22 protein-coding genes and 2 pseudogenes are annotated in these 25,762 nt (G+C 71.2%); 9 read left to right on the plus strand and 15 right to left on the minus strand.

The features are described from left to right. Window positions 1-44: 44 nt before the first annotated feature. Window positions 45-761 carry a hypothetical protein gene (locus tag KIF24_RS25980; RefSeq protein WP_221086273.1) on the minus strand — a complete coding sequence of 239 codons (717 nt, stop codon included), beginning with the start codon at window positions 759-761 and terminating at the stop codon, window positions 45-47. A 113-nt stretch (window positions 762-874) separates the two neighbouring features. Here KIF24_RS25980 and KIF24_RS25985 point away from each other — a divergent pair, with 113 nt between their 5' ends. Together KIF24_RS25985 and KIF24_RS25990 are read left to right on the plus strand one after the other, a co-directional pair. Continuing rightward, window positions 875-2,044, plus strand: a complete 1,170-nt coding sequence (locus tag KIF24_RS25985) for a DNA recombination protein RmuC (protein ID WP_221086274.1) — start codon at window positions 875-877, stop codon at window positions 2,042-2,044. 159 nt (window positions 2,045-2,203) lie between these two features. Beyond that, window positions 2,204-5,467: a S8 family serine peptidase gene (locus tag KIF24_RS25990; protein WP_221086275.1), complete on the plus strand. Its 3,264-nt coding sequence runs from the start codon at window positions 2,204-2,206 to the stop codon at window positions 5,465-5,467. A 583-nt stretch (window positions 5,468-6,050) separates the two neighbouring features. Here the strand turns inward: KIF24_RS25990 and KIF24_RS25995 are convergent. After that, entirely contained in the window at window positions 6,051-6,446 is a 396-nt protein-coding gene (locus tag KIF24_RS25995; RefSeq protein ID WP_230415902.1) for a hypothetical protein, read from the minus strand. Window positions 6,447-6,532: 86 nt separating this feature from the next. Continuing rightward, the gene (locus tag KIF24_RS26000) at window positions 6,533-7,540 is read right to left on the minus strand and encodes a 4-hydroxy-3-methylbut-2-enyl diphosphate reductase (protein WP_221086276.1); all 1,008 of its coding nucleotides are present in this window, start codon (window positions 7,538-7,540) and stop codon (window positions 6,533-6,535) included. Window positions 7,541-7,686: 146 nt separating this feature from the next. Between KIF24_RS26000 and xseA the strand changes: the two genes are divergently transcribed. Both xseA and KIF24_RS26010 read left to right on the plus strand, forming a co-directional pair. Further along, on the plus strand, window positions 7,687-8,907 hold the full coding sequence (gene xseA, locus KIF24_RS26005) for an exodeoxyribonuclease VII large subunit (protein ID WP_221086277.1): 1,221 nt from the start codon (window positions 7,687-7,689) through the stop codon (window positions 8,905-8,907). Window positions 8,908-9,036: 129 nt separating this feature from the next. Further along, window positions 9,037-9,267 (plus strand): exodeoxyribonuclease VII small subunit, encoded by a 231-nt coding sequence (locus KIF24_RS26010; RefSeq protein ID WP_407940014.1) that lies wholly within the window; start codon window positions 9,037-9,039, stop codon window positions 9,265-9,267. Between the two features lie 103 nt (window positions 9,268-9,370). On the opposite strand, the gene KIF24_RS26015 is transcribed toward KIF24_RS26010, so the two are convergent. The 3 genes from KIF24_RS26015 to KIF24_RS26025 form a co-directional block, all read right to left on the minus strand. After that, on the minus strand, window positions 9,371-10,201 hold the full coding sequence (locus KIF24_RS26015) for a hypothetical protein (protein ID WP_221086279.1): 831 nt from the start codon (window positions 10,199-10,201) through the stop codon (window positions 9,371-9,373). A 184-nt stretch (window positions 10,202-10,385) separates the two neighbouring features. After that, a complete protein-coding gene (locus tag KIF24_RS26020; protein WP_331461289.1) occupies window positions 10,386-11,186 on the minus strand; it encodes a hypothetical protein in 801 nt (266 codons plus the stop codon). A 103-nt stretch (window positions 11,187-11,289) separates the two neighbouring features. Continuing rightward, window positions 11,290-11,958: a DUF4245 family protein gene (locus tag KIF24_RS26025; RefSeq protein WP_221086280.1), complete on the minus strand. Its 669-nt coding sequence runs from the start codon at window positions 11,956-11,958 to the stop codon at window positions 11,290-11,292. A gap of 143 nt (window positions 11,959-12,101) precedes the next feature. Here KIF24_RS26025 and glpX point away from each other — a divergent pair, with 143 nt between their 5' ends. Beyond that, window positions 12,102-13,133 carry a class II fructose-bisphosphatase gene (gene glpX / locus KIF24_RS26030; RefSeq protein WP_221086281.1) on the plus strand — a complete coding sequence of 344 codons (1,032 nt, stop codon included), beginning with the start codon at window positions 12,102-12,104 and terminating at the stop codon, window positions 13,131-13,133. Window positions 13,134-13,209: 76 nt separating this feature from the next. Continuing rightward, complete coding sequence (locus KIF24_RS26035; RefSeq protein ID WP_221086282.1) at window positions 13,210-14,241, plus strand: DMT family transporter; 1,032 nt, start codon at window positions 13,210-13,212, stop codon at window positions 14,239-14,241. On the opposite strand, the gene KIF24_RS26040 is transcribed toward KIF24_RS26035, so the two are convergent. The 5 genes and pseudogenes from KIF24_RS26040 to KIF24_RS26060 all read right to left on the minus strand — a co-directional run bounded on the left by KIF24_RS26040 (window position 14,171) and on the right by KIF24_RS26060 (window position 18,476). After that, window positions 14,171-14,824, minus strand: coding sequence for a rhomboid family intramembrane serine protease (locus KIF24_RS26040; RefSeq protein WP_221086283.1), 654 nt, complete (start codon window positions 14,822-14,824; stop codon window positions 14,171-14,173). The two genes, KIF24_RS26035 and KIF24_RS26040, sit on opposite strands and share 71 nt — an antisense overlap. A 167-nt stretch (window positions 14,825-14,991) precedes the next feature. Beyond that, window positions 14,992-15,660, minus strand: a complete 669-nt coding sequence (locus KIF24_RS26045; RefSeq protein WP_221086284.1) for an aggregation-promoting factor C-terminal-like domain-containing protein — start codon at window positions 15,658-15,660, stop codon at window positions 14,992-14,994. A 285-nt stretch (window positions 15,661-15,945) separates the two neighbouring features. Then, window positions 15,946-17,361: a PhoH family protein gene (locus KIF24_RS26050; RefSeq protein ID WP_221086285.1), complete on the minus strand. Its 1,416-nt coding sequence runs from the start codon at window positions 17,359-17,361 to the stop codon at window positions 15,946-15,948. Window positions 17,362-17,762: 401 nt separating this feature from the next. After that, window positions 17,763-18,103 (minus strand): annotated as a pseudogene (locus KIF24_RS26055) (hypothetical protein). Window positions 18,104-18,131: 28 nt separating this feature from the next. Continuing rightward, window positions 18,132-18,476 carry a hypothetical protein gene (locus tag KIF24_RS26060; protein WP_093406661.1) on the minus strand — a complete coding sequence of 115 codons (345 nt, stop codon included), beginning with the start codon at window positions 18,474-18,476 and terminating at the stop codon, window positions 18,132-18,134. A gap of 264 nt (window positions 18,477-18,740) precedes the next feature. Between KIF24_RS26060 and KIF24_RS26065 the strand changes: the two genes are divergently transcribed. From KIF24_RS26065 to otsB, 3 genes are all read left to right on the plus strand, one after another. Further along, complete coding sequence (locus KIF24_RS26065; protein ID WP_221086286.1) at window positions 18,741-19,181, plus strand: helix-turn-helix domain-containing protein; 441 nt, start codon at window positions 18,741-18,743, stop codon at window positions 19,179-19,181. Window positions 19,182-19,341: 160 nt separating this feature from the next. Further along, a complete protein-coding gene (locus tag KIF24_RS26070) occupies window positions 19,342-19,695 on the plus strand; it encodes a hypothetical protein (protein WP_221086287.1) in 354 nt (117 codons plus the stop codon). A 69-nt stretch (window positions 19,696-19,764) separates the two neighbouring features. Next, a complete protein-coding gene (gene otsB, locus KIF24_RS26075) occupies window positions 19,765-20,589 on the plus strand; it encodes a trehalose-phosphatase (RefSeq protein WP_221086288.1) in 825 nt (274 codons plus the stop codon). A 24-nt stretch (window positions 20,590-20,613) separates the two neighbouring features. On the opposite strand, the pseudogene KIF24_RS26080 reads toward otsB, so the two are convergent. From KIF24_RS26080 to KIF24_RS26095, 4 genes and pseudogenes are all read right to left on the minus strand, one after another. Further along, window positions 20,614-21,382: pseudogene (locus KIF24_RS26080) on the minus strand (isoprenyl transferase). Window positions 21,383-21,412: 30 nt separating this feature from the next. Further along, window positions 21,413-22,582 (minus strand): geranylgeranyl reductase family protein, encoded by a 1,170-nt coding sequence (locus tag KIF24_RS26085; RefSeq protein WP_407939962.1) that lies wholly within the window; start codon window positions 22,580-22,582, stop codon window positions 21,413-21,415. A gap of 336 nt (window positions 22,583-22,918) precedes the next feature. Next, entirely contained in the window at window positions 22,919-23,872 is a 954-nt protein-coding gene (locus KIF24_RS26090) for a hypothetical protein (protein WP_230415903.1), read from the minus strand. A 31-nt stretch (window positions 23,873-23,903) separates the two neighbouring features. Continuing rightward, entirely contained in the window at window positions 23,904-25,754 is a 1,851-nt protein-coding gene (locus KIF24_RS26095; RefSeq protein WP_221086290.1) for a phosphoenolpyruvate carboxykinase (GTP), read from the minus strand. Window positions 25,755-25,762 lie beyond the last annotated feature (8 nt).

A 25,762-nucleotide genomic window follows, 5' to 3' on the forward strand; every position in this document is an offset into this window, starting at 1 on the left:
GACGTCAGGACCGGGACACGCGGCGGACGTAGCGAACGGGTGGTTCAGAAGTCCCCGCCGCCGAAATCACCGCCACCGAAATCACCGCCGCCGAAGTCCGCGCCGACGTCGCCCGCTTCGTCGAAGCCGCCCGCGGCGGCGGCGTCGTAGCCGGGGTCGCCGAAGGACGGCGAGAACAGCGCGTCGGCGATCAGCATGCCGCCGAGCACTCCGACGCCGGCACCGAGCGCCGTCTTCCACCAGGGGGTGGAGTACCAGCCGGCCGGAACCGGTCGGCCGCGCACCCGCCCGCCCGGGTAGTAGTAAGGCGTGTCCTGCCCCGGCTGCGGGCCGGCCTTGAACGTCTGGCCCTGCACCTCGACCTGACGGGGCACCGTCAGCTCCCCGGCACCACTGGCGGCGGCCAACGACGGCAGGGGCGGGCCCGGGTCCATGCCGAGCGCCAGCCGGGCCGCCCGGATGTAGGTGAGGCCCTCCACCGCGGTCTCCCGGGCGAGCCGGTACTGGGTGATGCTCCTGGCCTGTTCCAACTGGGAACCGGCGGCGTGGTAGCGCTCGGCGGCATCGGCCAGCGCCTGGCGTACCGCCGGGTCCTCGCCGCCGAGGTTCATCACCTGCCCGCCGAGGCGTTCGTACCACCGCCGCGCGTCGGCCTGCACATCGGCGAGATTGCGGGCCTCACGGGCGGCGCGTTCCCGCCGCCACCAGAGCAGGGCACCGCCGAGCAGCACCACGAGAAGGACGAGCAGCAGAGGTTCCACCACCTCAACGTACCCAGCCTGGGCCAACGGTCACCGGTGCGACGAGCCCGGCCCGGGAAATCAGGGCGCACCCGTCCGGGCGCGGCGGGCCTGCCTTTGGCAAGCTCGTGAGGATGGAACTCTCGACCCTCGCGGTTGTCGTCGTCTGCCTCGGTGCCGGCGGCGCGATCGGCTGGTTCGCGGCCCGGTCCCGCGCGGCGACCGAGATCGCCCGGCTGGACGCCACCCTGCGGGCCACCCGCGAGGGCGAGGGGCGGCTGGAGCAGTCGATGCGGGCGTTGAGCTACGAGGCGACGGCGCAGTCGCAGGAGGCGGTCGCCCGCGCGGTGGCCCCGCTGCACGACACGTTGCGCCGCTACGAGCAGCGGGTGGCCGAACTGGAGCGCGACCGGGTCGACGCGTACGCCGAGCTGCGCGAGCAGGTGCGGTCGATGAGCGTCGTCTCCGGCGAGCTGCGCACCGAGACCAAGCAACTGGTGGCGGCGCTGCGCGCGCCCCAGGTGCGCGGCCGGTGGGGCGAGCACCAGTTGCGCCGGATCGTCGAGGCCGCCGGCATGCTGGAGCACTGCGACTTCTCCGAGCAGGTCACCGCCGCCACCGACGACCAGACGGTACGCCCCGACCTGGTGGTCCGCCTGCACGGCGGGCGCAGCGTGGTGGTGGACGCCAAGGCGCCGTTCGACGCGTACCTCACCGCGATGGAGGCACGGGACGAACGCGGCCGGGACACCCAGCTCGACCTGCACGCGAAGCACCTGCGGGCGCACGTCGACGCGCTGTCCGCCAAGTCGTACTGGTCGGCGTTCGAGTCCACTCCGGAGTTCGTGGTGCTCTTCGTGCCGGCGGACACCTTCCTCGACATCGCCCTGCAACGCGACCCGACGCTGCTGGAATACGCCTTCGCCCGCGACGTGGTGCTGGCCACCCCGGCCACGCTTGTCGCGTTGCTGCGTACGGTCGCCTGGTCGTGGCGGCAGGAGCAGCTGGCCCGCAACGCGGTGGCGGTGCACTCGCTGGCCCGGGAGTTGTACGGGCGGCTGTCGACACTCGGCGAGCATGTCGGCAAGCTCGGCGCCTCGCTCGGCGGCGCGGTGACCGCCTACAACCGGGCGGTGGGGTCGCTGGAGGCGCGGGTGCTGGTGAGTGCACGCAAGCTGGCCGAACTGGGCGTGTCGGACCAGGAGCTGACCACGCCGGGACAGGTGGAGTTGGCGCCCCGGCAGCCCCAGGCGCCGGAACTGCTCGGAGAATCCACATCAGACGATCGGGCTCGGTCGAACTGATCCGACCGTTATCACCTTCGATGTGACAACGGTCGTCTCGCATATCACGAGATGGTCACAACGTACCTGCCGGTAGTGACATCGACGGTCGACACCACGAAGTATTTCGCTCACACGCGCCCTGCATCTGAGGGCCCTGTTCTCTGGAGGAAAGAGAACGTGAGCAAACCCCGAAACCTGAGCCGGCGTACCTCCGCCGCGCTCTTCGCCTCGGTCATGGCGGCCGGCGCCGTGACCGTGGCGGGCGGCGCCGCCACCGCGAGTGCCGCTCCTGCCGGACCCGACGCCGCGCAGGCCACCCCCGCCGAGGCGCTGGGCCAGCACGACGCCAAACTGCTCGCCGAGGCGGAGGCGAAGAAGGCCCCCACCGTCACGATGATCGTCGCCACCGACAAGGGGAAGGCGAAGGAGGTCGCGGACGATCTCAAGGATCTGGGCGCGGCGGTCACCGAGCGCTACGACACCATCGGTTACGTGCTCGCCACCGTGCCGACCAGCAAGGCGCTCAAGGCCGCCAGGCTGCCCGGCGTCGCCGCGATCGACCTGGACGAGAAGATCCAGCTGCCGGACCCGAAGCCCGAGGTCGTCCAGGGCGGCAAGGGGGCCAAGCAGGGCAGCACGCTCAGCGGCCCCGGCGCCAGGACCAAGGCCGACAACCCGTACATGCCGACGAACGAGACCGGTGCGGTCAAGTTCGTCAAGCAGCACAAGAAGTGGGACGGCCGCGGCGTCACCATCGGCATCATGGACTCCGGCGTGGACCTGGATCACCCGGCGCTGCAGGAGACCACCACGGGCGAGCGGAAGATCGTCGACTGGGTCACCGCGACCGACCCGTTCGAGGACCCGACCTGGCGCCCGATGCTCAACCAGGTGACCGGGCCGACCTTCACCCTGGCCGGTCGCACCTGGACCGCGCCGGCCGGCACCTACCGGTTCAACCTGTTCAGCGAGAGCATCACGAACAACAGCGATCCGGGCGGTGACGTCAACCGCGACGGCGACAACACCGACCAGTTCGGCATCCTGTTCGACCCGGCCACCAACGACATCCGGGTCGACGCCGACCAGGACGGCGACTTCACCGACGAGGCCGTGATGCGGCCGTACAAGGAGAAGTTCGACGTCGGCCACTTCGGCACCGACAACCCGGCGACTCCGGTCACCGAGCGGATGTCATTCGTCGTCGAGTACCGCAAGAACGTCAACACCACCCCGGTCGGCGGCCCCGGCCTGGTCGACTACGTCAACATCGGCATCATCGAGAGCGCACACGGCACGCACGTCGCCGGCATCACCGCCGCCAACGACATGCTCGGCAACAGCGCGTTCGACGGTGCCGCCCCCGGCGCCAAGATCGTTTCCGCCCGTGCCTGCTCCTGGGGCGGCGGCTGCACGGCCGCCGCACTCACCACCGGCATGGCCGATCTGGTGATCAACCGTGGGGTCGACGTCGTCAACATGTCGATCGGCGGCCTGCCGGCGCTCAACGACGGCAACAACGCCCGCGCCGCCCTCTACAACAACCTGATCACCACCTACGGGGTGCAGATGTTCATCTCGGCCGGCAACTCCGGCCCGGGTGTGAACACCATCGGCGACCCGTCGGCGTCGACCAACGTGGTCAGCGTCGCCGCCAGCGTCAGCAAGGACACCTGGCTGGCCAACTACGGCTCCGTGGTCAAGAAGAAGAACGCCCTGTTCAACTTCTCGTCCCGCGGCCCGCGTGAGGACGGTGGCGCCAAGCCGAACATCGCCGCCCCGGGCGCGGCCATCTCCACCACCCCGGTCTGGCAGGCCGGCAGCCCCGTGCCCGAGGCCGGCTACGCGCTGCCGCCGGGCTACGGCATGTTCAACGGCACGTCGATGGCCTCTCCGCAGGCCGCCGGCGCCGCCGCGCTGCTGCTCTCGGCCGCCCGGGCAACCGACAAGGGCATCACCCCGGAGATGCTGCGCCGGGCGATCTACACCTCGGGCAAGCCGATCGCCGACACCCCCGTCCAGGGGCAGGGCTACGGCATGTTCAACGTGCCGGGTGCCTGGAAGCTGCTCAAGAAGGGTGTCCAGACCCGTTCCTACACCTCCGACGCCCCGGTCTGCACGGTGCTCTCCGGCCAGCTGGCCACCCCGAACCGGGGCACCGGCGTCTACAACCGCTGCGGCTCCGGCGACGGCGGCCACCGGGTCAACCAGCCGAAGGCGTACCAGGTCAAGCTGACCCGGACCAGCGGCCCGACCGGCAACATCAAGCACAACATCGGCCTGCGCGGCAACGACCGCACCTTCTCGGCGCCGAAGAAGGTCACGCTGCCGCTGAACACGCCCGTCACCATCACGATCATCGCCAAGCCGAAGACCGCAGGGGCACACGGCACGATCGTGACCGTCGACGACCCGACCACCAGCACGATCGACTTCGAGTTCTCTGCCGTGGTGGTGGCCTCGAACGACGTCAGCAAGCCCAACTTCGCCTACTCGGCCGAAGGCTCGGTGGATCGGAACAGCACCACGTCGTACTTCGTGACGGTTCCCCCGGGTGCCGGTGCGTTGCAGGTGAACCTCTCCGGCATCGCCACCGGGTCACAGACCCGTTTCATCGCGTTCAACCCGTGGGGCGTCCCGGTGGAGAGCACCTCCAGCCTGGCGTGCTTCACCAACCACGTCAGCACGGTCGTCTGCAACGCGTTCGAGCGGGACTACCAGAACCCGATGCCGGGTGTCTGGGAGATCGAGGTGGAGTCGCGGCGGACCTCGCCGTCGCTGAACAACCCGTACCGGCTCCAGGCACGGGTGCAGGGCGTCGCGGTCGAGCCGGCCGTGGTCGAGCTGCCGTCGGTCACCGCCGGCACCGCGACCCCGGTCACCTGGACGCTGAAGAACACCTTCGGCCCGGTCTCGGTGACCGGCCAGGGCGGCCCGCTGTCCAGCACGCACTCGGAGCGGCCGACCATCGTCGAGTACGACGTGCAGGAGTTCACCGTGGACGTGCCGGCGGGCGTCACCAGCTTCACCGCCCGCATCGGTAACACGTCGGACGCCGGTGCCGACCTCGACCTGTTCGTCTACCGGGGCGGCAGCCTGATCGCGTACAACGCGGACGGCGACTCGGAGGAGTCCGTGACCCTCACCAACCCGGTGGCGGGCACCTACACCGTCGTCGTCGAGGCGTACTCGGTCGACGGCGCCGGTGGCAGCACCGCGTACGACTACCGGGACTCGTTCTCGTCCCCGGCGCTCGGCACCCTCACGGCGGCGGGCGGCACCCTCACCCTGGCGCACGGCGCCACCGGCACCCTCACGGGTACGGTGACCGCCCAGTCCGCCCCGTTCGCGGGCCGGGCGCTCTACGGTGAGCTGGCCGTGGTGACCACCGAAGGCGCGGTCGTCGGCCGTGGCGCGGTCTCCATCGGCGCGGTGAACTGACACCACCAACCGCACTGCCAGGGAGCCCGTCTCCGGATTTCGCGGAGACGGGCTCCCGTCTGGCTGCCGCAGATGCCCACCACGAGCAACAGGTACGCGGCCAGCTCGACGCCGGCAGCCACGGCCGGACCCGGTGCGGGCAGGTCCGGGGAGGACTGGAACGCGAAGCTGACCGTGCCAACGCGAGGGGCGCCAGCACCGCCAACCCGGCGGCGGTCGTCTCCATCCCGGACAGCTCGCCGGAGCCGGGTCGCAGCCGCCCCCGCGTGGCGAGGTGGACGTCGACCAGCCGGACGACGGCGTACCCGCACACCAGCGCCGCCGCCAACCCGGCCCCGCCGAGGACGCGCCGACCCGGACGGGCTTCGCGCCGCCTCAGGGTCAGCACCAGCACCAGCACGAGGGGTGCCCAGGTCAGGCGGAGGCCGGTGACCACCCCCAGCGTCAGGTCCACCGACCCTGGTCGAGGCACCTGCCAGTGCCGACCGGCGGGATCGACGGGCATCGTGGCTGACGCGTCGGCGACCAGCACGGCGAGCGCCACCGGCAGCGCCAGCGGGGCGACGGTGTCCGGGCGCGCCGCTCAGCCGCCTTTGGCCGACGCCACCACGAATGGGATGCCCTGCTGGCAGGTGGTCATGATGGTCGCGTCGGCCCGACCGGTCACCGTCACGGTCGCCCCCGAGGTGAGCACGTCACGGGGCCCGCCGAGGAGCAGGTAGCCGTCGAGCAACAGGCAGCCGGGCTCGACTCCGGACTCGATCCGGCCGGTCAGCGTGGTCTCGCCGGTCGTGGGCGGCTTCGTCGGGCCGCTCGGCCGGGTGGTCGGTGCCGTGGGATCCGCCGGGTCGGAGGGCGGGGTGCGGAGCCGGTCGGGTCGGGGGTCGGCAGCTCGGTCACGGGTGACGCTCCCGTCGGGGTCGGGGTCGGGGTCGGGGTGGCGGGGCCGTCCCCGCGTCCTGGCCGCCGCAGGCGGCAAGTGCCGCGCCGATGATCAGCGCGGTAGCGGCGATCCGAAGGGTCCTCATACCCAGCTCTGACGCAGCGGGCCGGTCAACCGTTCCATCAGGCGCCTCCGGCGGGTCGTCCCTGGGCCGCCGCAGCCGCCTTCATGTCGCGCCGGAGTTCCTGCGGCAGCGAGAAGGTGAGCCGCTCGTTGGCGGTCACCACCTCTTCCACGTCGGTGAAGCCGCGCTCGGCGAGATGCGCCAGCACCTCCCGGACCAGGTCCTCCGGCACGCTGGCCCCGGACGTCAGGCCCACCGTCCGCGCGTCGGCGAGCCAGGCGTCGTCGATCTCGTGGGCGAAGTCGACCAGGTGCCCACCGCGGGCACCGGCGTCCAGCGCCACCTCGACCAACCGCACCGAGTTGGAGGAGTTGCGCGACCCGACGACGAGCACCACGTCGCACTCTGCCGCGATTTCCTTGATCACGTGCTGCCGATTGCTGGTGGCGTAGCAGATGTCGTCGCTGGGCGGCGACTGGAGCATCGGCAGGCGCTTCTTGAGCCGGGCCACCGTCTCCATCGTCTCGTCCACCGAGAGGGTGGTCTGCGACAGCCAGACGACCTTGTTCGGATCCCGCACGGTGATCCGGTCGGCGTCCTGGGGGCCGTCCACCAGCTGGATGTGCTCCGGGGCCTCCCCGGAGGTGCCGATGACCTCCTCGTGACCCTCGTGGCCGATGAGCAGGATGTCGTAGTCCTCCGCGGCGAACCGCTTCGCCTCGTGGTGCACCTTGGTCACCAGCGGGCAGGTCGCGTCGATCGCCTTGAGCGAGCGCTCCTTCGCCTGCTCGTAGACCTCGGGCGCGACACCGTGCGCGGAGAAGATCACCGTGGCGCCCTCGGGCACCTCCTCGTTCTCCTCCACGAAGATCGCGCCTTGGGCCTCCAGCGTCCGCACGACGTGCTTGTTGTGCACGATCTGCTTGCGGACGTAGATGGGGGCGCCGTAGAGCTTGAGCGCCTCCTCGACGGTCTGTACCGCCCGGTCGACGCCCGCGCAGTAACCGCGGGGCTTGGCCAGGAGCACGCGCTTGCCGGTCCGGGAAGTCGTCTCAGCCTCAGTCACCCGTTCATCGTACGTGCCGGTGCGGCGGCTGGCAGCGGCCCGCGACCCCACCCTGCCCACTGCCGTGATCAAGACGTTCTGGTCGACGAACCCGCCCACCGGGACCACAGCTTCTTGATCACGGATGGGATCCGTAGGGTGGACGGATGGATTCGGGTGGGGGCGGGAAGAGCAGCTCCGAGGAGCCGTGGCCGGTACGGGTGGTCAGCCAGAAGATCGGCGCCTGGGTCGCGCGGCTGGGGTGGGTGTGGGTCGACGGGCAGATCGCGCAGATCAGCCGGCGGCCCGGCGCCAGCACCGTCTTCCTGACCCTGCGTGACCCGTCGGCCGACCTGAGCCTCACCGTCACCACCAACCGGGACGTGCTCGACTCCGGAGCGCCCGAGCTGCGCGACGGCGCCCGCGTCGTGCTGCACGCCAAGCCAGAGTTCTACGCGGCGCGGGGCACTCTCAGCCTGCGCGCGGACGAGATTCGTCAGGTCGGTCTCGGCGAGTTGCTGGCCCGGCTGGAGAAGCTCAAGAAGTTGCTCGCCGCCGAGGGGCTCTTCGACCGGGCGCGCAAGCGCCGGCCGCCCTTCCTGCCGCAGCGGATCGGGCTGATCACCGGCCGGGCGAGCGCCGCCGAGCGCGATGTGCTGACCAACGCCCGCCGACGTTGGCCGGCGGTCGAGTTCCGGACGGTGAACGTGGCCGTTCAGGGGCCCGGCGCCGTCCCGCAGATCATGGACGCGCTCAAGGTCCTGGACGCCGACCCGAGCATCGACGTGATCATCCTGGCCCGTGGCGGGGGCGGCATCGAGGACCTGCTGCCCTTCTCCGACGAGGCGCTGTGCCGGGCCGTCTTCGCCTGCCGTACGCCGGTGGTCAGCGCGATCGGACACGAGACGGACGCCCCGCTGGTCGACTACGTGGCGGACGTCCGCGCGTCGACGCCCACCGACGCGGCCAAGCGGGTGGTCCCCGACCTGGCCGAGGAGGTACGCCTGATCAACCAGGCCCGGCACCGGTTGCGGCGGGCGGTGCACAACCTGGTCGACCGCGAGTCGCACCGCATCGACGCACTGCGCTCGCGTCCGGTGCTGGCCCGGCCGCAGGTGATGGTGGACCAACGGGCCACCGACCTGGCCGCCCTGCGCGAACGCGCCGGGCGCTGCCTGGACCACCGCCTCGCCGCCGCCGACGACGACCTGCGGCACACCCTGGCCCGACTACGCGCCCTCTCCCCGGCGGCAACCCTCGACCGCGGATACGCCATCGTGCAACGCACCGGCGGCCACGTCGTACGCGCGGCCACCGACGTGGCTCCCGGCGACCCGCTGCGGGTACGCCTGGCCGACGGCGAACTCCGCGCCACCGTCGACGCCTGACCACCACCGCCGACGCCTGAGACGCCAGCGCAGATGCCTGGCCACCACCGCTCAACCCGGCCGGTGCGGCAGTGCGCGGGCGACGGTGCGGCGGTGCGGGCGAAGGAGGTGTCGGCCGGTTGTGCTGAGATGGGTGCGATGACTGACGAGAAGACGAGCGGGTCCGACGAGCGACTCAGCTACGAACAGGCCCGCGCTGAGCTCGCGTCGGTGGTGGAGCGGCTGGAGGCCGGCGGCACGTCGCTGGAGGAATCACTGGCGCTCTGGGAGCGCGGCGAGGCGTTGGCGGTGATCTGCCAGGGTTGGCTCGACGGCGCCCGCGCCCGCATCGACGCCGCCCGCCGGGACCCGACCAGTTGAATCCGGCGGCGCTGACCCCGGGCAGCTGACCCCGGCCGGCATCGTGGCGGGAGACCGACCGCCCCCGCCACGATGCGCCGTCTGCGAATCCGATCCGCCGTGCTCAGTCGAACAGGTCGTACAGCTCAGGCGGAGCCTCGACGACCTGGTCGGCGGAGGGCTTGCGTGCCTCGGTCGCGTTGCCGTAATCCGAGTACGTCACCCTGATCTCCTCCCCCGCGGCCTGGCCGGGCAGCTGGATGACCAGCTCGGTGAGCCGCCCCTGCGGGTCCGTCGTCGCGGTGAACGGCACCGAGTCCGCCTCCGCGCCGAGCGCGGCGATCAGGGTCGGGTCGAGCGATCCCGCGTCGGCGGCCTTCGACAGGTCGATGGTGCCGGCGTAGCTGCCGGCACCGGTGGGCCGCACCTCGGTGACCGCCTGGGTCAGCGCCTCGCTGCCGGCGGGGTCGACCTGGTCGAAGTCGAAACCGAGGGCACGGTCGCCCCGGATCCGGTTCTGGTCGAGGTGCTGGTACTTGCCGAGGTTGAGCCGGTCCAGCCCCGGCACGGCGGTCGCCGCCTGACCGTTGAGGTCCACCTTCACCCAACTGTCCGGCTTGGCATGGATGAGGTCGAGGCTGATCGCCAGGTCGTCGGCCGGCTCGCCGAGGCGCACCCGCATCTCGGCGCTCTGGCTCGGCTGATGCACCTGACCCTCGATGACGGAGCCGGCACCGGACATGCTGAACCGGAAGTTGCCGTTGCTGATCTCCCGGGTGGAGTCCAGTAACGCCTGCTTCGCGTCGGTGTCGACCTCCGGTACCCCGCCGGTGGCGCCGGCGGTGACGGAAGGTGTGGCGGCGGGCCGGGCGTCGTCGGTCTTGGTGCAGGCGGCGACACCCGGGGTGAGCAGGGCGACGGCCACCAGGCCGGCGCTCAGTCGTCGAACGGTCATCGGAGTCTCCCAGCAGGGTCACCCGACGCAATCTCGCGCCGGCGGCTTCCCTTCCTGTTCCCTGCCGCCGGCCCGCGCAATCACCCGGCCCCCGGCCGTAACCCTGCACGGGTGACGCACCGGGCCGGAGAACGCGAAACGGGGACGGGCCAGGGGCCCACCCCCGTTTCACCGCCGACGCGGCCTACTTGAACATCTCGTAGGTCTGCTCGCTCGCCTCGGTGACCTGGTCCGCCGGGGGCGCCTGCACGGCGGTGGCGGCACCGTACTCGGCGTAGGTGACCTTGATGTCCTGCGCCGTCGTGTCACCCGCCGCGGGCATGGACATGACCAGCTCGGTCAGCCGGCCCTCGGTGTCCAGCTTCGCGGTGAACGGGACCGCCTTGGCCTTGTCACCCAACTCCTTGAGCAGTTCCTCGTCGGCGGCGACCGAATCCTGCACCGCGGAGAGGTCGAAGGTGCCGCTGTAGGCGCCCTCGCCGGTCTTCTGCACGTCGGTGAGGCCTTCGAACATCGCCGCGGCGTCGGCCGGGTCGGCGCCCTTGAGCAGGTCCAGATTCTTCGCGTCGCCGGCCTTGGCAGCGTCGAGGTGCTGGTACTTGTCCTTGAACGCCTCCATCCCGGGAACCCCGTTGAACAGGTCGCCCAGGTCGACCTTCACCCAGGTGTCGGGCTGGATCTGGATGAGGTCGAAGTCCATCGTGAATTCTTCGTCGCCCATGGTCATGGTCATCTGAGCGCTGTTGCTGGGCTTGTGGAACGTGCCCTTGCCACTCATCGAGTCGGCGGTGATGGTGAAGGTGAAGTTGCCGTCGGCCAACCCCTTGGTGGAGGCGACCAGCGCCGCCTTCGGGTCGGCCGGGATGCCCGCCTCGGAGGAGGAGCCCACCGAGGGCGAGTCGGTGCCGCCGGAGTTGCACGCGGCCAGACCGGGAACGAGCAGCGTGGCGGCGATGACGCCGACGCTCCACCGTCGAATGTTCACAGATCGTCTCTCTTCGAACCGGGAAAACCCGCCGGAACCGGCCGGCCAGGCAGCGAACCGGGGGAGCGTAACGGATCGGGCCGACATCCGGAGGGCCGTCTGGTCAGTCGACGGCGGTGGCGAGCGCCCGAAGTTCGTTGTCCCGGGCGTCGCCGACCACGATCACCGTACGGCCCGGCTCGAGCAGGACCAACGCCTGCTCGTTGCCCCGGGCGCTGTACCGCTGCCAGGTGCTGGAGCCGAGATCGGTCTGCCCCTGCGGCCGTCCCTCGTCGGTCAGCTCCGCCGGCAGCAGCCGCTCCGGCGGCACGTTGCTCTGCACCAGTTGCAGGCCACGCCCCTCCGGCGTGACATAGCCCACGCGCAGGATCGCGCCGTCCTGGGCGGTGCGGTAGGCCGCCCGGACGGTCCGCCATCCCTCGCCCAGCCCGGTCGGTTCGCTCACCGGAAACGCGCCGGCCGACCTGGCCTGGTCGAGGGCCGGTGCCGGGTCGACCGTGTTCGGCTCGTCCCCGCCGAGGAACCCGCGGTAGAAGGCGAGCAGCAGGGCGATCGGGATCAGCAGCACCAGCAGCGAGATCGCCATGTCCCTCGGCGAGCGGTCCGACCTGCGGGCGCCGGGTGCGACGGGTGGCGGCGGATCTCCGGCGGTTCGCGCCGGCTCCGGGTGTGCCTGGGGTGCGGCCGGCCGATCCGCCCGGTCGGCGGTCGGCTGGTCGCCGGACGAGGGCTGGTCGGCAGGTGCGCCATCGGCGGGCTGTGCGGGTTCCACCCCGCCATTCTGGCAGCCGCCCGACGGGCGGTATCCGGCCCATCACCGCCCCGCTCCGGTCGCGCGTCCGTCATCGTGTGAGGATCAGGATCAAAGCCGGCTGCGCCGGCCCGCCCCGCACCGCCGCGAGGAGGAGCCGCTTCATGACGACCACCAGGACGCGAACCCCACAGAATCTCGACCGCAACCTCGCCCTCGACCTTGTTCGGGTCACCGAGGCGGCGGCGATGGCCGCCGGCCGGTGGGTCGGCCGGGGTGACAAGGAGGGCGGCGACGGGGCCGCCGTCGACGCGATGCGGAAGCTGATCAACTCGATCCCGATGAAGGGTGTCGTGGTGATCGGCGAGGGCGAGAAGGACAACGCCCCGATGCTCTTCAACGGAGAGCAGGTCGGTGACGGCAGCGGACCGGAGGTGGACGTCGCGGTCGACCCGATCGACGGCACCACCCTGATGAGCAAGGGGATGCCGAACGCCCTTGCGGTGCTGGCGGTGGCCGAGCGGGGGGCGATGTTCGACCCGAGCGCCGTGTTCTACATGGAGAAGCTCGCCGTCGGCCCGGCCTACGCGGACGTGGTGGACATCAACGCCGGTGTCGGCGACAACGTGCGCCGGATCGCCAAGGCCAAGGGCACCGGCGTCGACGAGGTCACCGTCTGCGTACTCGACCGTTCCCGGCACGACGACCTGGTCGACCAGATCCGCCGGTCCGGGGCGGGCATCCGGTTCATCTCCGACGGTGACATCGCCGGTGCCATCGCCGCGGCCCGCGGCGAGTCGGACGTCGACGTGCTGATGGGCATCGGCGGCACCCCGGAGGGGATCACCGCCGCCTGTGCTCTCAAGTGCATGGGCGGGATGATGCAGGCGAAGCTCTGGCCGCGCGACGAGGCCGAGCGGGAACGGGCGATCGCGGCGGGACACGACCTGGACCGGGTTCTCACCACCGACGACCTGGTCACCGGCGACAACTGTTTCTTCGTGGCGACCGGCATCACCTCCGGCGACCTGCTGCGCGGCGTGCGATACCGGGCCGGCGGGGCGTACACCCAGTCGATCGTGATGCGCTCCAAGAGCGGCACCATCCGGGTGATCGACTCGTACCACCGGTTGGAGAAGCTGGCACTCTACTCGGCGGTGGACTTCGACGGCCGGCCGCTGGACGAACAGGCTTGAGCGAGGGCAGCGAGCGAACCACCGGGTACAGCCGCGTGGGGCCACCCGCCGTCGGCGAGCGGCGCGAGGCGATGGCGTGAGTACGGCCGCAACGGCGACCCGGACGACGGTGCCGGCGGGCCGCCGGGCCGGCGCGGTAGCGCTGGCGACCGTCGCGGGGGTCGCCGTGGCCACCCAGTCCCGGATCAACGGCGAACTGGGCAGTCGTCTCGGCGACGGCCTGGCCGCCGCGGTCGTCTCGTTCGGTGCGGGGCTGGTGCTGCTGTTGTTGCTGGTCCCCGCCACCCCTGGCGGGCGGCGGGGCCTGGCCACCCTGCGCGGTGCTCTCGCCCGAGGCGCCCTGCGGCCCTGGCAGTGCCTCGGCGGGGTGTGCGGGGCGTTCCTCGTCTTCACCCAGGGCGCCACCGTCGGCACCCTGGGTGTGGCGGTGTTCACCGTGGCGATCGTGGCCGGTCAGTCCGCCAGCAGTCTGGCCGTCGACCGGGCGGGGATCGGCCCGAGCGGCCGGCAGCCGGTGACCGTCGCCCGGCTGGCCGGAGCGGTGCTGACCGTGGCGGCGGTGCTGCTGGCGGTCGGCGACCGGCTCGGCGAGCCGGCGACCCTGGTCCTGGCCCTGTTGCCGCTGCTGGCCGGGGTCGGCGTGGCCTGGCAGCAGGCGGTGAACGGCTGGGTCCGGGTGATCACGGGCAGCACGCTGACCGCCACACTGGTCAACTTCGCCGTCGGTACGACGGTCCTGCTGGCCGCGTTCGCCGTCAGTGTCGCCCTGCGGGGCCGGCCACCGGGCGGCTGGCCCACCGAACCCTGGCTCTACCTGGGCGGCCCGATCGGTGTGATATTCATCGCGGTGGCGGCGGCGGTGGTCCGCCTCACCGGTGTGCTGCTGCTCGGCCTGGCCACGGTCGCCGGCCAGGTCGTCGGCGCGGTGCTGCTGGACCTGCTGCTGCCCTCGGCGGCCTCGCACCCTGATGCGACGACGCTACTCGGCGCCGTCCTCACCCTCGTGGCCGTGGCGGTCGCCGCGCTCGGCGGGCGACTCAGGACATGGTCATCGGGGACTCGGAGCGGTACGGCCCGTCGAGGTCGGACCGGCGCCGCCGGAAGATGATCGCGGCCACGATGCCGCCGAGCAGCCCGAACAGGTGCCCCTGCCAGGAGATCCGTTCGTCGGTGGGCAGGACGCCGACCAGCTGGCCACCGTAGAGCAGGCCGACCAGCAGGAACACTGCGAAGTTCCACCAGCTGCGTTCGACGATGCCCCTGGTGAGCAGGATGCCGAGGTAGCCGAAGATCACCCCGCTGGCGCCGACGACAATCGTGTTCGACGAGCCGGTGAACCACACGCCCAGCCCGCTGACCAGGACGATCACCAGGGTGGACCAGAGGAAGCGCCGGGCGCCCGCGGCCAGCACGAAGGTGCCGAGGAGGATCAGCGGGATGCTGTTGCTGTAGAGGTGGTCGAAGCCGTGGTGCAGGAACGGCGAGAAGAAGATGCCGTCCAGCCCATCGATGCGCTGCGGGATGATGCCGGCGGCGGAGTCGAAACCGGCGCCGAGCCAGACGTCGAGGCCCTCGATCAGGAACAGGACCGGCACCACCGCGCACATGGCGACGAAGGCTCGGCCGATGGACGCGTAGAAGGCCGCGGTGCCGAACCGGTGGGCATCGCCACTTCCGGGGTGCAGGGTCACCTGTCAACAGCTATCAGTAAACGCCGGCAGCCGCCACTCTTCGCCCCACGGGCGGCCGTCCGCCGCGCCCCCGTGAGTGGCTGCCGCCCCACGTCCGGGCAGATGGGAGGCGAACGGACGGTGGCGGGGCACGGTCGCCCGCGCCCCGCCACCGTCGTCGTGTCGGCTCAGTAGTAGCCCTTGCTCTGCGAGGTGCTCCAGGCACCGCAGGGAGTGCTGTACCGGCCCTTGATGTAGCCGAGCCCCCACTTGATCTGGGTCACCGGATTGGTCTCCCAGTCATCGGCGACCGAGGACATCTTGTTGCCCGGATACGCCTGCGGGATGCCGTACGCCCCGGAGGACCGGTTGCGGGCCTTGTGGTTCCAGCCGCTCTCCTTGGTCCACAGCTTGTCGAGGCACGGGAATTGGTCGATCTTGAAACCTGCGTCGATCATGAGGGCGCAGCCGACCTTCCGGTTGCCGCTGTACTCGCCGCAGGACTCGGGGATCGGGCCGTCGTACGGCTTCGCGGCCCGGGCCGCGGCCTCCTTGGCCGCCTTCTCCGCCGCAGCCTTCCGCGCCGCCTCCTCGGCCTTGCGGGCCTTCTCGGCGGCGGCCCGGGCCTGTTTCCTCACCTCGGAAGCCTGCTGCCGAGCGGCCCGAACCTGGCGGGAGACCGCCTGCTCCTGCCGGTAGTCGACGTCGATCTCGGTGATGCTGCCGGCCACCTGCGCGCCGGGACCCGGGCGCTGGGACTGGCGGTCCTCGCTCAGGTAGAAGCCTCCGGCCACGCCCACCGAAAGCAGCGCGACAGCTGCGGTGCGGGCGGCGAACCGGCTCCATGGCCGACTCACGAAGTGATCCCTTCGTCGGGGTCAGGAAGGTGGCGTGACCTCGACCGCACTCGGTCGAGGCGTGCCGCGAGCGCTCGCGACCGGCGTGCCGATCACCAGGACGTGCCGTTCACCCCCGGCGTCGTCCAATCGTCCCGTGGAGTGACGAACGACCACCAACGATGCGTCGGGTGCCTGAGCGCCCGTGGGACACCATCGCGCACAGTGAGGCAGATGGGAAACCACCCGCCCTCATTGTGACGTGGGTCACCCAAAAAAGCCGCCTCAATGCCCTCTAAACGGGCATCATCCCGGGATGTCCTCCAGTAGGTCCGTCACCATGGCGGCAATCGGCGAACGCTCCGAACGGCTGAGTGTGACGTGCGCGAAGAGCTGATGACCCTTGAGCGCCTCGATCACGGCGGTGACCCCGTCGTGTCGGCCGACCCGCAGATTGTCCCGCTGGGCGACGTCGTGGGTCAGCACCACCCGTGACCCCTGGCCGATCCGGGAGAGCACGGTCAGCAGCACCCCCCGCTCCAGCGACTGCGCCTCGTCGACGATGACGAAGGCGTCGTGCAGGCTGCGCCCGCGGATGTGGGTCAGCGGCAGCACCTCCAGCAGACCGCGCGAGGTGACCTCCTCCAGCACGTTCTCGTGCATCACGGCACCGAGGGTGTCGAAGACCGCCTGGGCCCAGGGCGACATCTTCTCCGACTCCGAGCCCGGCAGGTAGCCCAGCTCCTGGCCGCCGACGGCGTACAACGGGCGGAAGACGATCACCTTCTTGTGCCGGCGGCGTTCCATCACCGCCTCCAACCCCGCGCACAGCGCCAGCGCCGACTTTCCGGTGCCGGCCCGGCCGCCGAGCGAAACGATGCCGATCGACTCGTCGAGCAGCAGATCGAGGGCGACCCGCTGTTCGGCGGAGCGGCCGTGCACGCCGAACGCCTCGCGGTCACCGCGGACCAGCCGGACGGTCTTGTCCGGCAGGACCCGGCCGAGCGCCGAGCCCCGCGACGAGTGCAACACCAGACCGGTGTGGCAGGGCAGCCCGGCCGCCGCGTCCGCGTCGATGGTCTCCCCGGCGTAGAGCCGGGCGATGTCGTCCTCACCCAGCTCCAGCTCGGCCATCCCGGTCCAGGTCGGGTCACTCGCCTGCCCGTGCCGGTACTCGTCCGCGCGCAGCCCGACCGAGGCGGCCTTGACCCGCAACGGCATGTCCTTGCTTACCAGCGTCACCTCCCGCCCCTCGGCGGCGAGGTTCAGCGCGACGGAGAGGATCCGCGCGTCGTTGGACTCGTTGCGGAAACCCGGCGGCAGCGCGCCGTCGTCGGTGTGGTTCAGCTCCACGCGCAGCGTGCCACCGACGTCGTTGGCGGGAATCGGCCGGTCGAGCCGGCCGTGACGCACCCGCAACTCGTCGAGCATGCGCAGCGACTGCCGGGCGAACCAGCCCAGTTCCGGGTGCTGCCGCTTGCCCTCCAGCTCGGTGATCACCACCAGGGGGAGCACCACCTCGTGCTCGGCGAAACGGTGGAATGCCGCCGGGTCGCTGAGCAGGACGGAAGTGTCCAGGACGAAGGATTGGCCCGCTGGTCGAGGCTCCCTGGTGTCGGCCGACCCGGCAGCCGCGGTACGGCGGCTCCGGGTGCTGCGGCGCGTCGTGGCAGTCGCGGCCGGGCCCTGGTCGGCACCGGTGGTCGTACGGCGAGTCGTCACAGGCCTGCTCCGGCGGATGGGCACCCGACCATCCGCGGTCCGCCTCCTCCGGATGCCCGGCGGACACGGGGTCGGATGCGGGCCCCGTGTGCGAGGTCGCAGGCCGGGCGGGCCGGCTGGCTCGGGACAACCCCGCGCCATGCCTAGACGCTAGCTCCCCACAACCGTCCCGGCTAGAGGTCGTTCGTTAACGCCCGATGGCGGGGCGCGGCGGGCTGCCGGAGCCGGCCGGCCGACGACCGGTGAACCGGCCGGGATGCATGCCCCTGCGCGCATCCCGGCCGGTGGACCACCGTCACCGGTCTGAGGTGGCCCCGGCGGCGCCGCCCGGAGGACGTACGCGCCGCGTCAGTGGACGGGCCCCGGCCCGTCGACCGGTTCAGCCGGTCCGTCGACCGGGTTCAGCCGGTCCGTCGGACGAGAGTGCCGGTCGGGTGCCGTTCGGTGACCGAGGCGGCCGGCTCCGCGAAGGACGACCCGGTGTACGTGGTGCCCGGGCGGACCACCGTGGCGGCGACCCGGGTGGGGGCAGGGAGGGCGCCGCGACGGCGAGGGCGGAGGCGATCGCGGCCTGGGCGTCCCGCCGACGGCGGTTCCACGCACCGCGGTCACCGTCGAAGTAGCCCTGCCGGTAGCCGAAGCGGTACCCGATCCGATAGCTGAGCTGCCCGTGCAGCCGCCCGGCGGCATAGCTCGTCGCGGCGAGGACGAGGACGAGGAAGATCGCGAGGAACGGGCTCATCCGGCGGCTCCGGTTCCTCGCGTGTCCCTCATCGCTCCTCCGGTTCGACGGTCGTGGGGTCGGCGACCAGGAGCCGGTCGAGGTCGTCGGTGCCGATCTCCTCCACCAGTTCGACGCTGATCCGGCAGCCGTCCATGACCACTTCGGCCATCGACGACCGGCGGATCTCGCCGCCGGCGTCGTAGACCCGGACGCTCAGTTCCGGGCAGCCGAGGTGGGTCCGCCAGGCGTTCCACTCGGCCCGGTCGCCGACGCTCAGCGACAGGTAGCGGCAGCCTCGGGCGAGGTAGAGGCGCCATGGAGCGCTCAGCCCGGCGGCGACCCCCTCTGCCACCAGGCTGAAGGCCTGGGCACGGGTTGCGAGCTCGGTCACCGCATCCCCCTCGCACCGGGCGCGTGACGCAGGTGAGCACTGGTCGTCTCATGCACGTGACACACCGTAGGTTGTCCCATGGGCGTGACAGTATCAGCTTTTCGTTTGTTTGCCCCCGCACCTACGTACATCTATCCTGCCCAGGTGACACCCCTCAGGAAGAGTGCCGGACCCCCCTCCGGCCGAGCTGCAACGACGTCACGCAAGCGTGACAGACGCGTGGCAAGGACCTCCACCCAGGCACAACGGCCGTACGGTCACGAGGTGACCGAGACGGCCAACGCACGGAAGATCGCCTTCGCCACCTTCGTCCGGCGGGCCCTCGACGAGGCCCGTGCGACCCGGGCGTGGAGTGGCACCGAGGTCTCCCGTCGCACCGGCGTCTCCCGTCAGACCATCAACCGCTGGGTACGCGGCGACTGGGCCAGCGACCCGGAAGCTGAGCGGGTGGTGGCGTTCTGCGAGGGCCTCGGGCTCGACCCGGCCGCGGCCTTCGCGGCGCTGGGCTGGGACCGGACGGCCTCCCGCCGGACTCCTCCGTCCCCGCCGCCGATGGACCCCGACGTCGAGGCGTTGCTGCGCCGGCTGGTGGACCCAGACGTCTCGGATGCGGAGAAGTTCCACATCCGAGAAACCATCCGTTACCTCGCATACCGCCCGACGCTGCCGCTCGGTGTCCGAAAACGAGATGAAGCGGCCAGCTAGTTCCTCAGATGGCGAAAGAACGGCAGGTCAGCCTCATTCGTTTCGCTACGGGGCGGGAACGGGCGCGCTAGCGTCCGTATTCGTACTGCTTGGGCTCGTCGTCGGCGGGGGGACGGGACAAGGCCGAACCCAGCCCTGCGGGACAGAAGGGGGTCTCTCCATGACCCTGAAATGGTTGGCAGTCGTGGTCGCAACGGTCTCGGTGACGCTCTGCGTCACCGGCAACGCGGTGACCCTGGCCCTGAACGGCGGGCAGCTTCCCCTGCTCGTCAACCTCTTCGCGCTCAGCACCGCGAGCACCGCGATCGTCCTGGCCGTCGTCGCCGAGTTGCACGACCGGCTCAACGACCGGCTCACCGCACTCACCGAGTTCCTGGTGGAGCGGCTGCGGGAGATCGAGACACACACCGGCGACCGGAACTCCGGCTTCGTGGAGGGCTACCTGCTCAGCCACGGCCAGGAGGCGGCCGTGGTGCCGTTCGGGCGCCGGGGACGTGGAGCCGCCGAACGCTGATCACACCTGTCACCCGCGCCGGATTTCAGGCCAGGATTGACCGGCCGAACCCGGGGTACGCTGTCGCGCGTGCCGCCGTTGAATCTGGGCAACCAGCAGCCGAAAACCCCGCTGAACGCCGACCATGCCTGGCGGACGACCGCCGACCGGGCGGCCGAGACCGTCCTCTTCTTCGACTTCGACGGCACCCTCGCGCCGGTCGCCGACGATCCGACACAGGTGCAGCCCGCACCGAAGGTGCTGGCCGCCATCGAGGCGCTCGCCCCGAGAGTACGGCGCATCGCGATCGTCTCCGCCCGACCGGTGGAGTTCCTGCGGGAGCACTTCGACGGGCTCGTCGGCGTCGACCTGTTCGGGCTCTACGGCCTGGAACACAGCCACTCCGGCGGCGACACCGTCACCGAGCCGGCCGCGCTGCCGTGGGTGCCGACGATGGCCGAACTCGCCGACCTCGCCCGCGCCGAACTGCCACCGGGAGCCCTCGTCGAGTACAAGCGGCTCTCCGTGGCCCTGCACTGGCGTACCGCCCCACAGCTGGCCGCCCCGGTCGAGCAGTGGGGTCGCGATCAGGCCGAGCGGCTCGGCCTGCGGGTGCAGATCGGGCGGATGGTGCTGGAGGTCAAGCCGCCCGTCGACCGGGACAAGGGCATGGTGATCGACGAGCTGGTGCAGGGGGCGCGCGGAGCCTGGTACTTCGGTGACGACGTCTCCGACATCAAGGCCTTCGCCGCGCTGCGCGCCCGCGCCGCGGCCGACCCCGACTTCCTGGGTGTCTGCGTCGCCGTCGCCAACCCGGAGACCGGTGACGAGGTCGCCGAGGCCGCCGACCTCACCATCGATTCCCCGGCCGCCCTGGGCGACTTCCTCACCGAGGCCAACCACCAGCTCGCCTGAGCCGGGCGGGGGCAGAGGTCAGGGTCAGACGCCGTAGCGGCGCTGACGGGTCGCGTACGAGCGCAGGGCGCGAAGGAAGTCGACCCGCCGGAAGTCGGGCCAGTTCAGCTCGCAGAAGTAGAACTCCGAGTGCGCCGACTGCCAGAGCATGAAACCCGACAGGCGCTGCTCGCCGCTGGTCCGGATGATCAGATCCGGATCCGGCAGCCCTCGGGTGTAGAGGTGTTCCGAGATGTCGTCGACGTCGAGTGAGCCGGCCAGCTCCTCCAACGTGCCGCCGCTCGCCGCGTGTTCCAGCAACAGCGAGCGCACCGCGTCGGCGATCTCCCGCCGGCCGCCGTACCCGACGGCGATGTTGACCTGCGGGCCGCCGCCGCTCCCGGGTCCGCTCCTCCGCCGTCTTCAGGGCGGTCGCGAGGCGCGCCGGCAGCACGTCGAGCGCGCCGACCATCCGCAGCCGCCAGGGGTTGCCCTCCTCGGCGAGCTCGGTGGTCAGGTCCTCGATGATCTGGAGCAGCGGATCGAGTTCCGCCGCCGGACGCGAGAGATTGTCGGTGGAGAGCAGCCAGAGCGTCACATGCCCCACCCCGGCGGCGTCACACCAGCGCAGCAGCTCCTTGATCCGCTCGGCGCCCATCCGGTGCCCGTCGTTCGGATCGACAAAGCCCATCTCCCGGGCCCATCTGCGGTTGCCATCGCACATCACGCCCACATGCTGGGGCACCGGACAGCCCGCGAGCTTGGCCGTCAGCCGCCGCTCGTAGACGGAGTAGAGAATTTTCCGCAGAGTCATCACCTGCAGCCTAGCGAGCCGCCGCGCGGATCATTGTGCCGGTGGCCGATGCCACGCCGACAGGCCGAGGGCGATCCGGACGAGCGTCCGAGCGTCCAAACGACCGTCGCCCAGCCCCAGCTCGGCCACGGTGCCGAAGACCCGCTCGTCACGTCCGGCAGCCAGCACCGCCGCGTCCACCGTCCGGCGATACCGGGCCAGCCCGGCCGCCGCCGAGCTGTGCCGCAGGTGGACACCGAGCCGGTGACGCAACGCGGCGGCGTAGCGTCGCGCGGCCTGTTCGGGTGCACCCGTCACGGCCGCCCCGGCCAGCGCGCCGGAACGCAGCGCGTAGAAGATCCCCTCGCCGGTGAGCGGGTTGATCAACGAGAGTGCGTCGCCGGCGAGCAGCACCCGGCCCCGGCCGGGCGGCGGCCGGAACGTGGACAGCGGCAGATGATGGGCCCGCAGCCCGCTGACGCCCGCCGGATCCGTGCCGGGCAGCAGCGCGACGAGCCGGTCGAGCAGGTGTGCGCGGGTCAGCGGCGCACCCCGCAGCACCTCCCCGTACCCCACGTTCGCCCGGCCGTCACCGATCGGGAACGACCACGCGTACGCCGGCCAGCGGGCGGCCGAGGTGACGATGAGCTGCACCGGCGGGCCGGGCGGCGCGGGCGCGTACCCGCGGATCGCCAGCGCGAGGTGGCGATCCGGATTGTCCCGCTGACCCAGTGCGCGGCGGACGACGGAGCCGGCACCGTCCGCGCCGACCACCACCCCGGCGGAGATCTCCCCGTCCAGCACCACCCGGTCGGCGCGCACCTCGACCCGGCGGACCGCCCGGCGGCCCAGCACCACACCGGCACCGACCGCCGCCGCCACCAGCCGGGCGTCGAAGACCTTCCGCGGCACGGTGTACGCGGGCCTCGGCAGCGCCCGCGCCACCGCACCGCCGTCCGGCGCCACCAGCCGCAGCGCCGGCACCGGCGCAAAATCGGCCACCGCGTCACGCACACCCAACTCGGCGAGTACGTCCAACGCGTGCGCGGCGATACCGTCACCGCAGGCCTTGTCCCGGGGAAACTCGGCCCGGTCCAACAGCAATACCTCGGCACCCGCCTGGCGGGCCGCCAACGCGGCAGCCGCCCCCGCCGGGCCCGCCCCGACTACGACCACGTCAAACTCGTCGCGCACAGCCCCTCCTCCCGCTGCACCCACCACCGACCACCCGTAGCGCCCGTGATAGACGGCCTTCCCGTTCCGCCCCCGCACCGCCCGTGGTGGACGACCTCCCCATCCCGCCCTATTCCTGGCCGGGATGGGAGGGGCGCAGTCGCCCTGAGCACCAGGCGGCCCTGGCTCACACCCGGCCATCTCGACCTGACCACCCTCGACCCCAGCCCACTCGGACCGGCCACCTCACACGTAGCCGCCTCCCCAGCCGTCTCGCTCCGGCCACGCTTGCTCTGCTTCACCCAACGCACTGCGATCGTCCCGGATCCGGTGCGCCAGGTGAAGCAGAGCAAGCGTGGCCGCCCCCGGCAGCACCTGACGCATTCAAGATCCGAACAACTTGCCTGTTGTTGCTGCCTCAGGCTCGGCTGAGGCAGCAACAACCCTGAAGTTGCCCGGATCTTGGGGCGGGTGGGGGTGGGGGTCAGGTGGGGGTGGGGTGGGGTGGGTGGCGCGACGGATGCCGTAGACGGTAAGCATGGCGGCGACGATCAGGGGTGCACCGTCGCGGACCAGGCCGTCGACGCCGAGCAGCCACCAGCACAACGGGAGGTCGACGGCGAGCACCGCGACGGTGACCACGACGAGCAGGGTGCCGGCCCAGCGCCGGCCGCGCATCAGGAAGGCGGTGCAGAACAGCACAAGGTAGCTGGTCGCGATGCCGGCGCCCAGCCAGATCAGCACCGCGGGCACGGCGAGCAGTCGCCCGTCCAGGATCGCGCCGGCGGCGACCAGGGCCGGCACCAGCATCAGCGGGCTGTACGTGAACGCGGCGACCCGGCTGGTCAACAGCCAGGCGCTCGCCTCCGGCCGGCGTGGTGGCGTCTCCCGCCAGGAGACCCCGGAGCGGTCGATGACCAGGCGGGGCCGATGCCGCACCAGGTGCCCGGCGAGCGCCGGAGACCGGTACAGCAGCCAGACCACGGCCGCGCAGAGCGTGGTGAGCAGGGCGAAGCCGAGCAGCCCGGGCAGCGGTGGCACCCCTTGCCGGGGCACGATCAGCCGGCCGACCGCGAAGACCGTGGTCACGGCGAGGATCAGGGCGAACGGGCGGGCCACCGTCCGGCCGCGTCGCACGTGCCCGATGAGCAGCAGGAAGCCGAAGGAACGCAGCATCGCCCAGCCGGTGCGTACGGCGAGACCGAAGCCCTGCTCCGGCGCGTACCACCAGTTGAGGACCTCGACCACGACGGTGGCCGCGGCGGTCACCGCGAGCAGCGCGGTCAGCGCCCGGACGGCGGACGGCCGCCGGACCTCGGTCTCGGCGGCCGTCCTCATGGGATCCGATGATGCCCGGATCCGGCGTCGATCACACCCCCCGCTGGGGCTGCTCCGCGTCGAGGCGGGCCCGCAGGGCGTCCAACTCGGCCCAGAGGACACCGGGCAGCTTGTCGCCGAACTTGTCGAACCACTCGGTGACCAGTGGCAGTTCGTCGCGCCACTCGTCCGGGTCGACCTTCAGGGCGATCCGGACGTCCTCCGGCGTCATGTCCAGCCCGTCGACGTCGAGCGAGTCCAGCGCGGGGACCATGCCGATCGGCGTCTCCACGGCCTCTGCCCGACCCTCGATCCGCTCGATGACCCACTTGAGCACCCGCGAGTTCTCGCCGAAGCCCGGCCAGAGGAAGCCGCCCTCCGGATCCTTGCGGAACCAGTTGACGTAGTAGATCCGGGGCAGCTTGGACTCGTCGCCGTCGGTGCCCTTTCCCATCTCGATCCAGTGCCGGAAGTAGTCGCCACCGTGGTAGCCGATGAACGGCAGCATGGCCATCGGGTCACGGCGGACCACACCGACCGCGCCGGAGGCGGCGGCGGTGGTCTCCGAGGAGAGCGTGGCGCCCAGGTAGACCCCGTGCACCCAGTCCCGGGCCTCGGTCACCAACGGCACGGTGTCCCGGCGCCGGCCACCGAACAGGATGGCGTCGATCGGCACGCCGTTCGGGTCGTAGTAGTCCTCGGCGAGGATCGGGCATTGGGTGATCGGGGTGCAGAACCGGCTGTTCGCGTGCGAGGAGAGCTGGTCGCTCTCCGGCGTCCAGTCGTTGCCCTTCCAGTCGATCAGGTGCGCGGGCGGCTCACCCATGCCCTCCCACCAGATGTCGCCGTCGTCGGTGAGGGCGACGTTGGTGAAGATGGAGTTGCCGCGGTCGAGCGTCCGCATCGCGTTGGCGTTGGTCTTCCAGTCGGTGCCGGGCGCGACGCCGAACAGGCCGTACTCCGGGTTGACCGCGTAGAGCCGGCCGTCCGGGCCGAAACGCATCCAGGCGATGTCGTCGCCGATCGTCTCGACCTTCCAGCCCGGGATCGTCGGCTCCAGCATGGCCAGGTTGGTCTTGCCGCAGGCCGACGGGAAGGCACCGGCGATGTGGTAGACCCGCCCCTCCGGAGAGGTGATCTTCAGGATCAGCATGTGCTCGGCGAGCCAACCCTCGTCGCGACCCATCACACTGGCGATCCGCAGCGAGTAGCACTTCTTGCCGAGCAGCGAGTTGCCGCCGTAGCCGGAGCCGAAGGACCAGATCTCGCGGGTCTCCGGGAAGTGCGAGATGTACTTGGTGTCGTTGCACGGCCAGGCGACGTCCTGCTGGCCGGGGGCGAGCGGCGCGCCGATCGAGTGCAGGGCGTGCACGAAGTCCGCGTCGTCGCCCATCGCCTCGAGGATCCTGGTACCCATCCTGGTCATGATCCGCATCGAGGCGACCACGTACGGGCTGTCGGTGATCTCCACGCCGAACATCGGGTTCTCGGCCTCGACCGGACCCATGACGAACGGGATGACGTACATCGTCCGGCCACGCATCGAGCCGCGGTACAGCTCCGTCATGGTCCGCTTCATCTCGGCGGGCGCCATCCAGTTGTTGGTGGGCCCGGCGTCCGCCTCGTCCACGGAGCAGATGAAGGTGCTCTCCTCGACCCGGGCGACGTCCGTCGGGTCCGTACGCGCGTAGAACGAGTTGGGCTTCTTCTCGGGGTTCAACCGGACGAGGGTGCCGGCCTCGACCAGTTCGTCGGTGAGGCGACGCCATTCCTGATCGGACCCGTCCACCCAGACGACCTGGTCGGGGGTGGTCAGTTCAGCGACCTCACGGACCCAGGCGAGGAGTTTCGGGTGGGACGTAGGGGCCTGATCGATACCCCGAACGGTGGCCGGAGCAACCATGACACATC

It is taken from the genome of Micromonospora tarapacensis (assembly GCF_019697375.1).
Taxonomy (GTDB): domain Bacteria; phylum Actinomycetota; class Actinomycetes; order Mycobacteriales; family Micromonosporaceae; genus Micromonospora; species Micromonospora tarapacensis.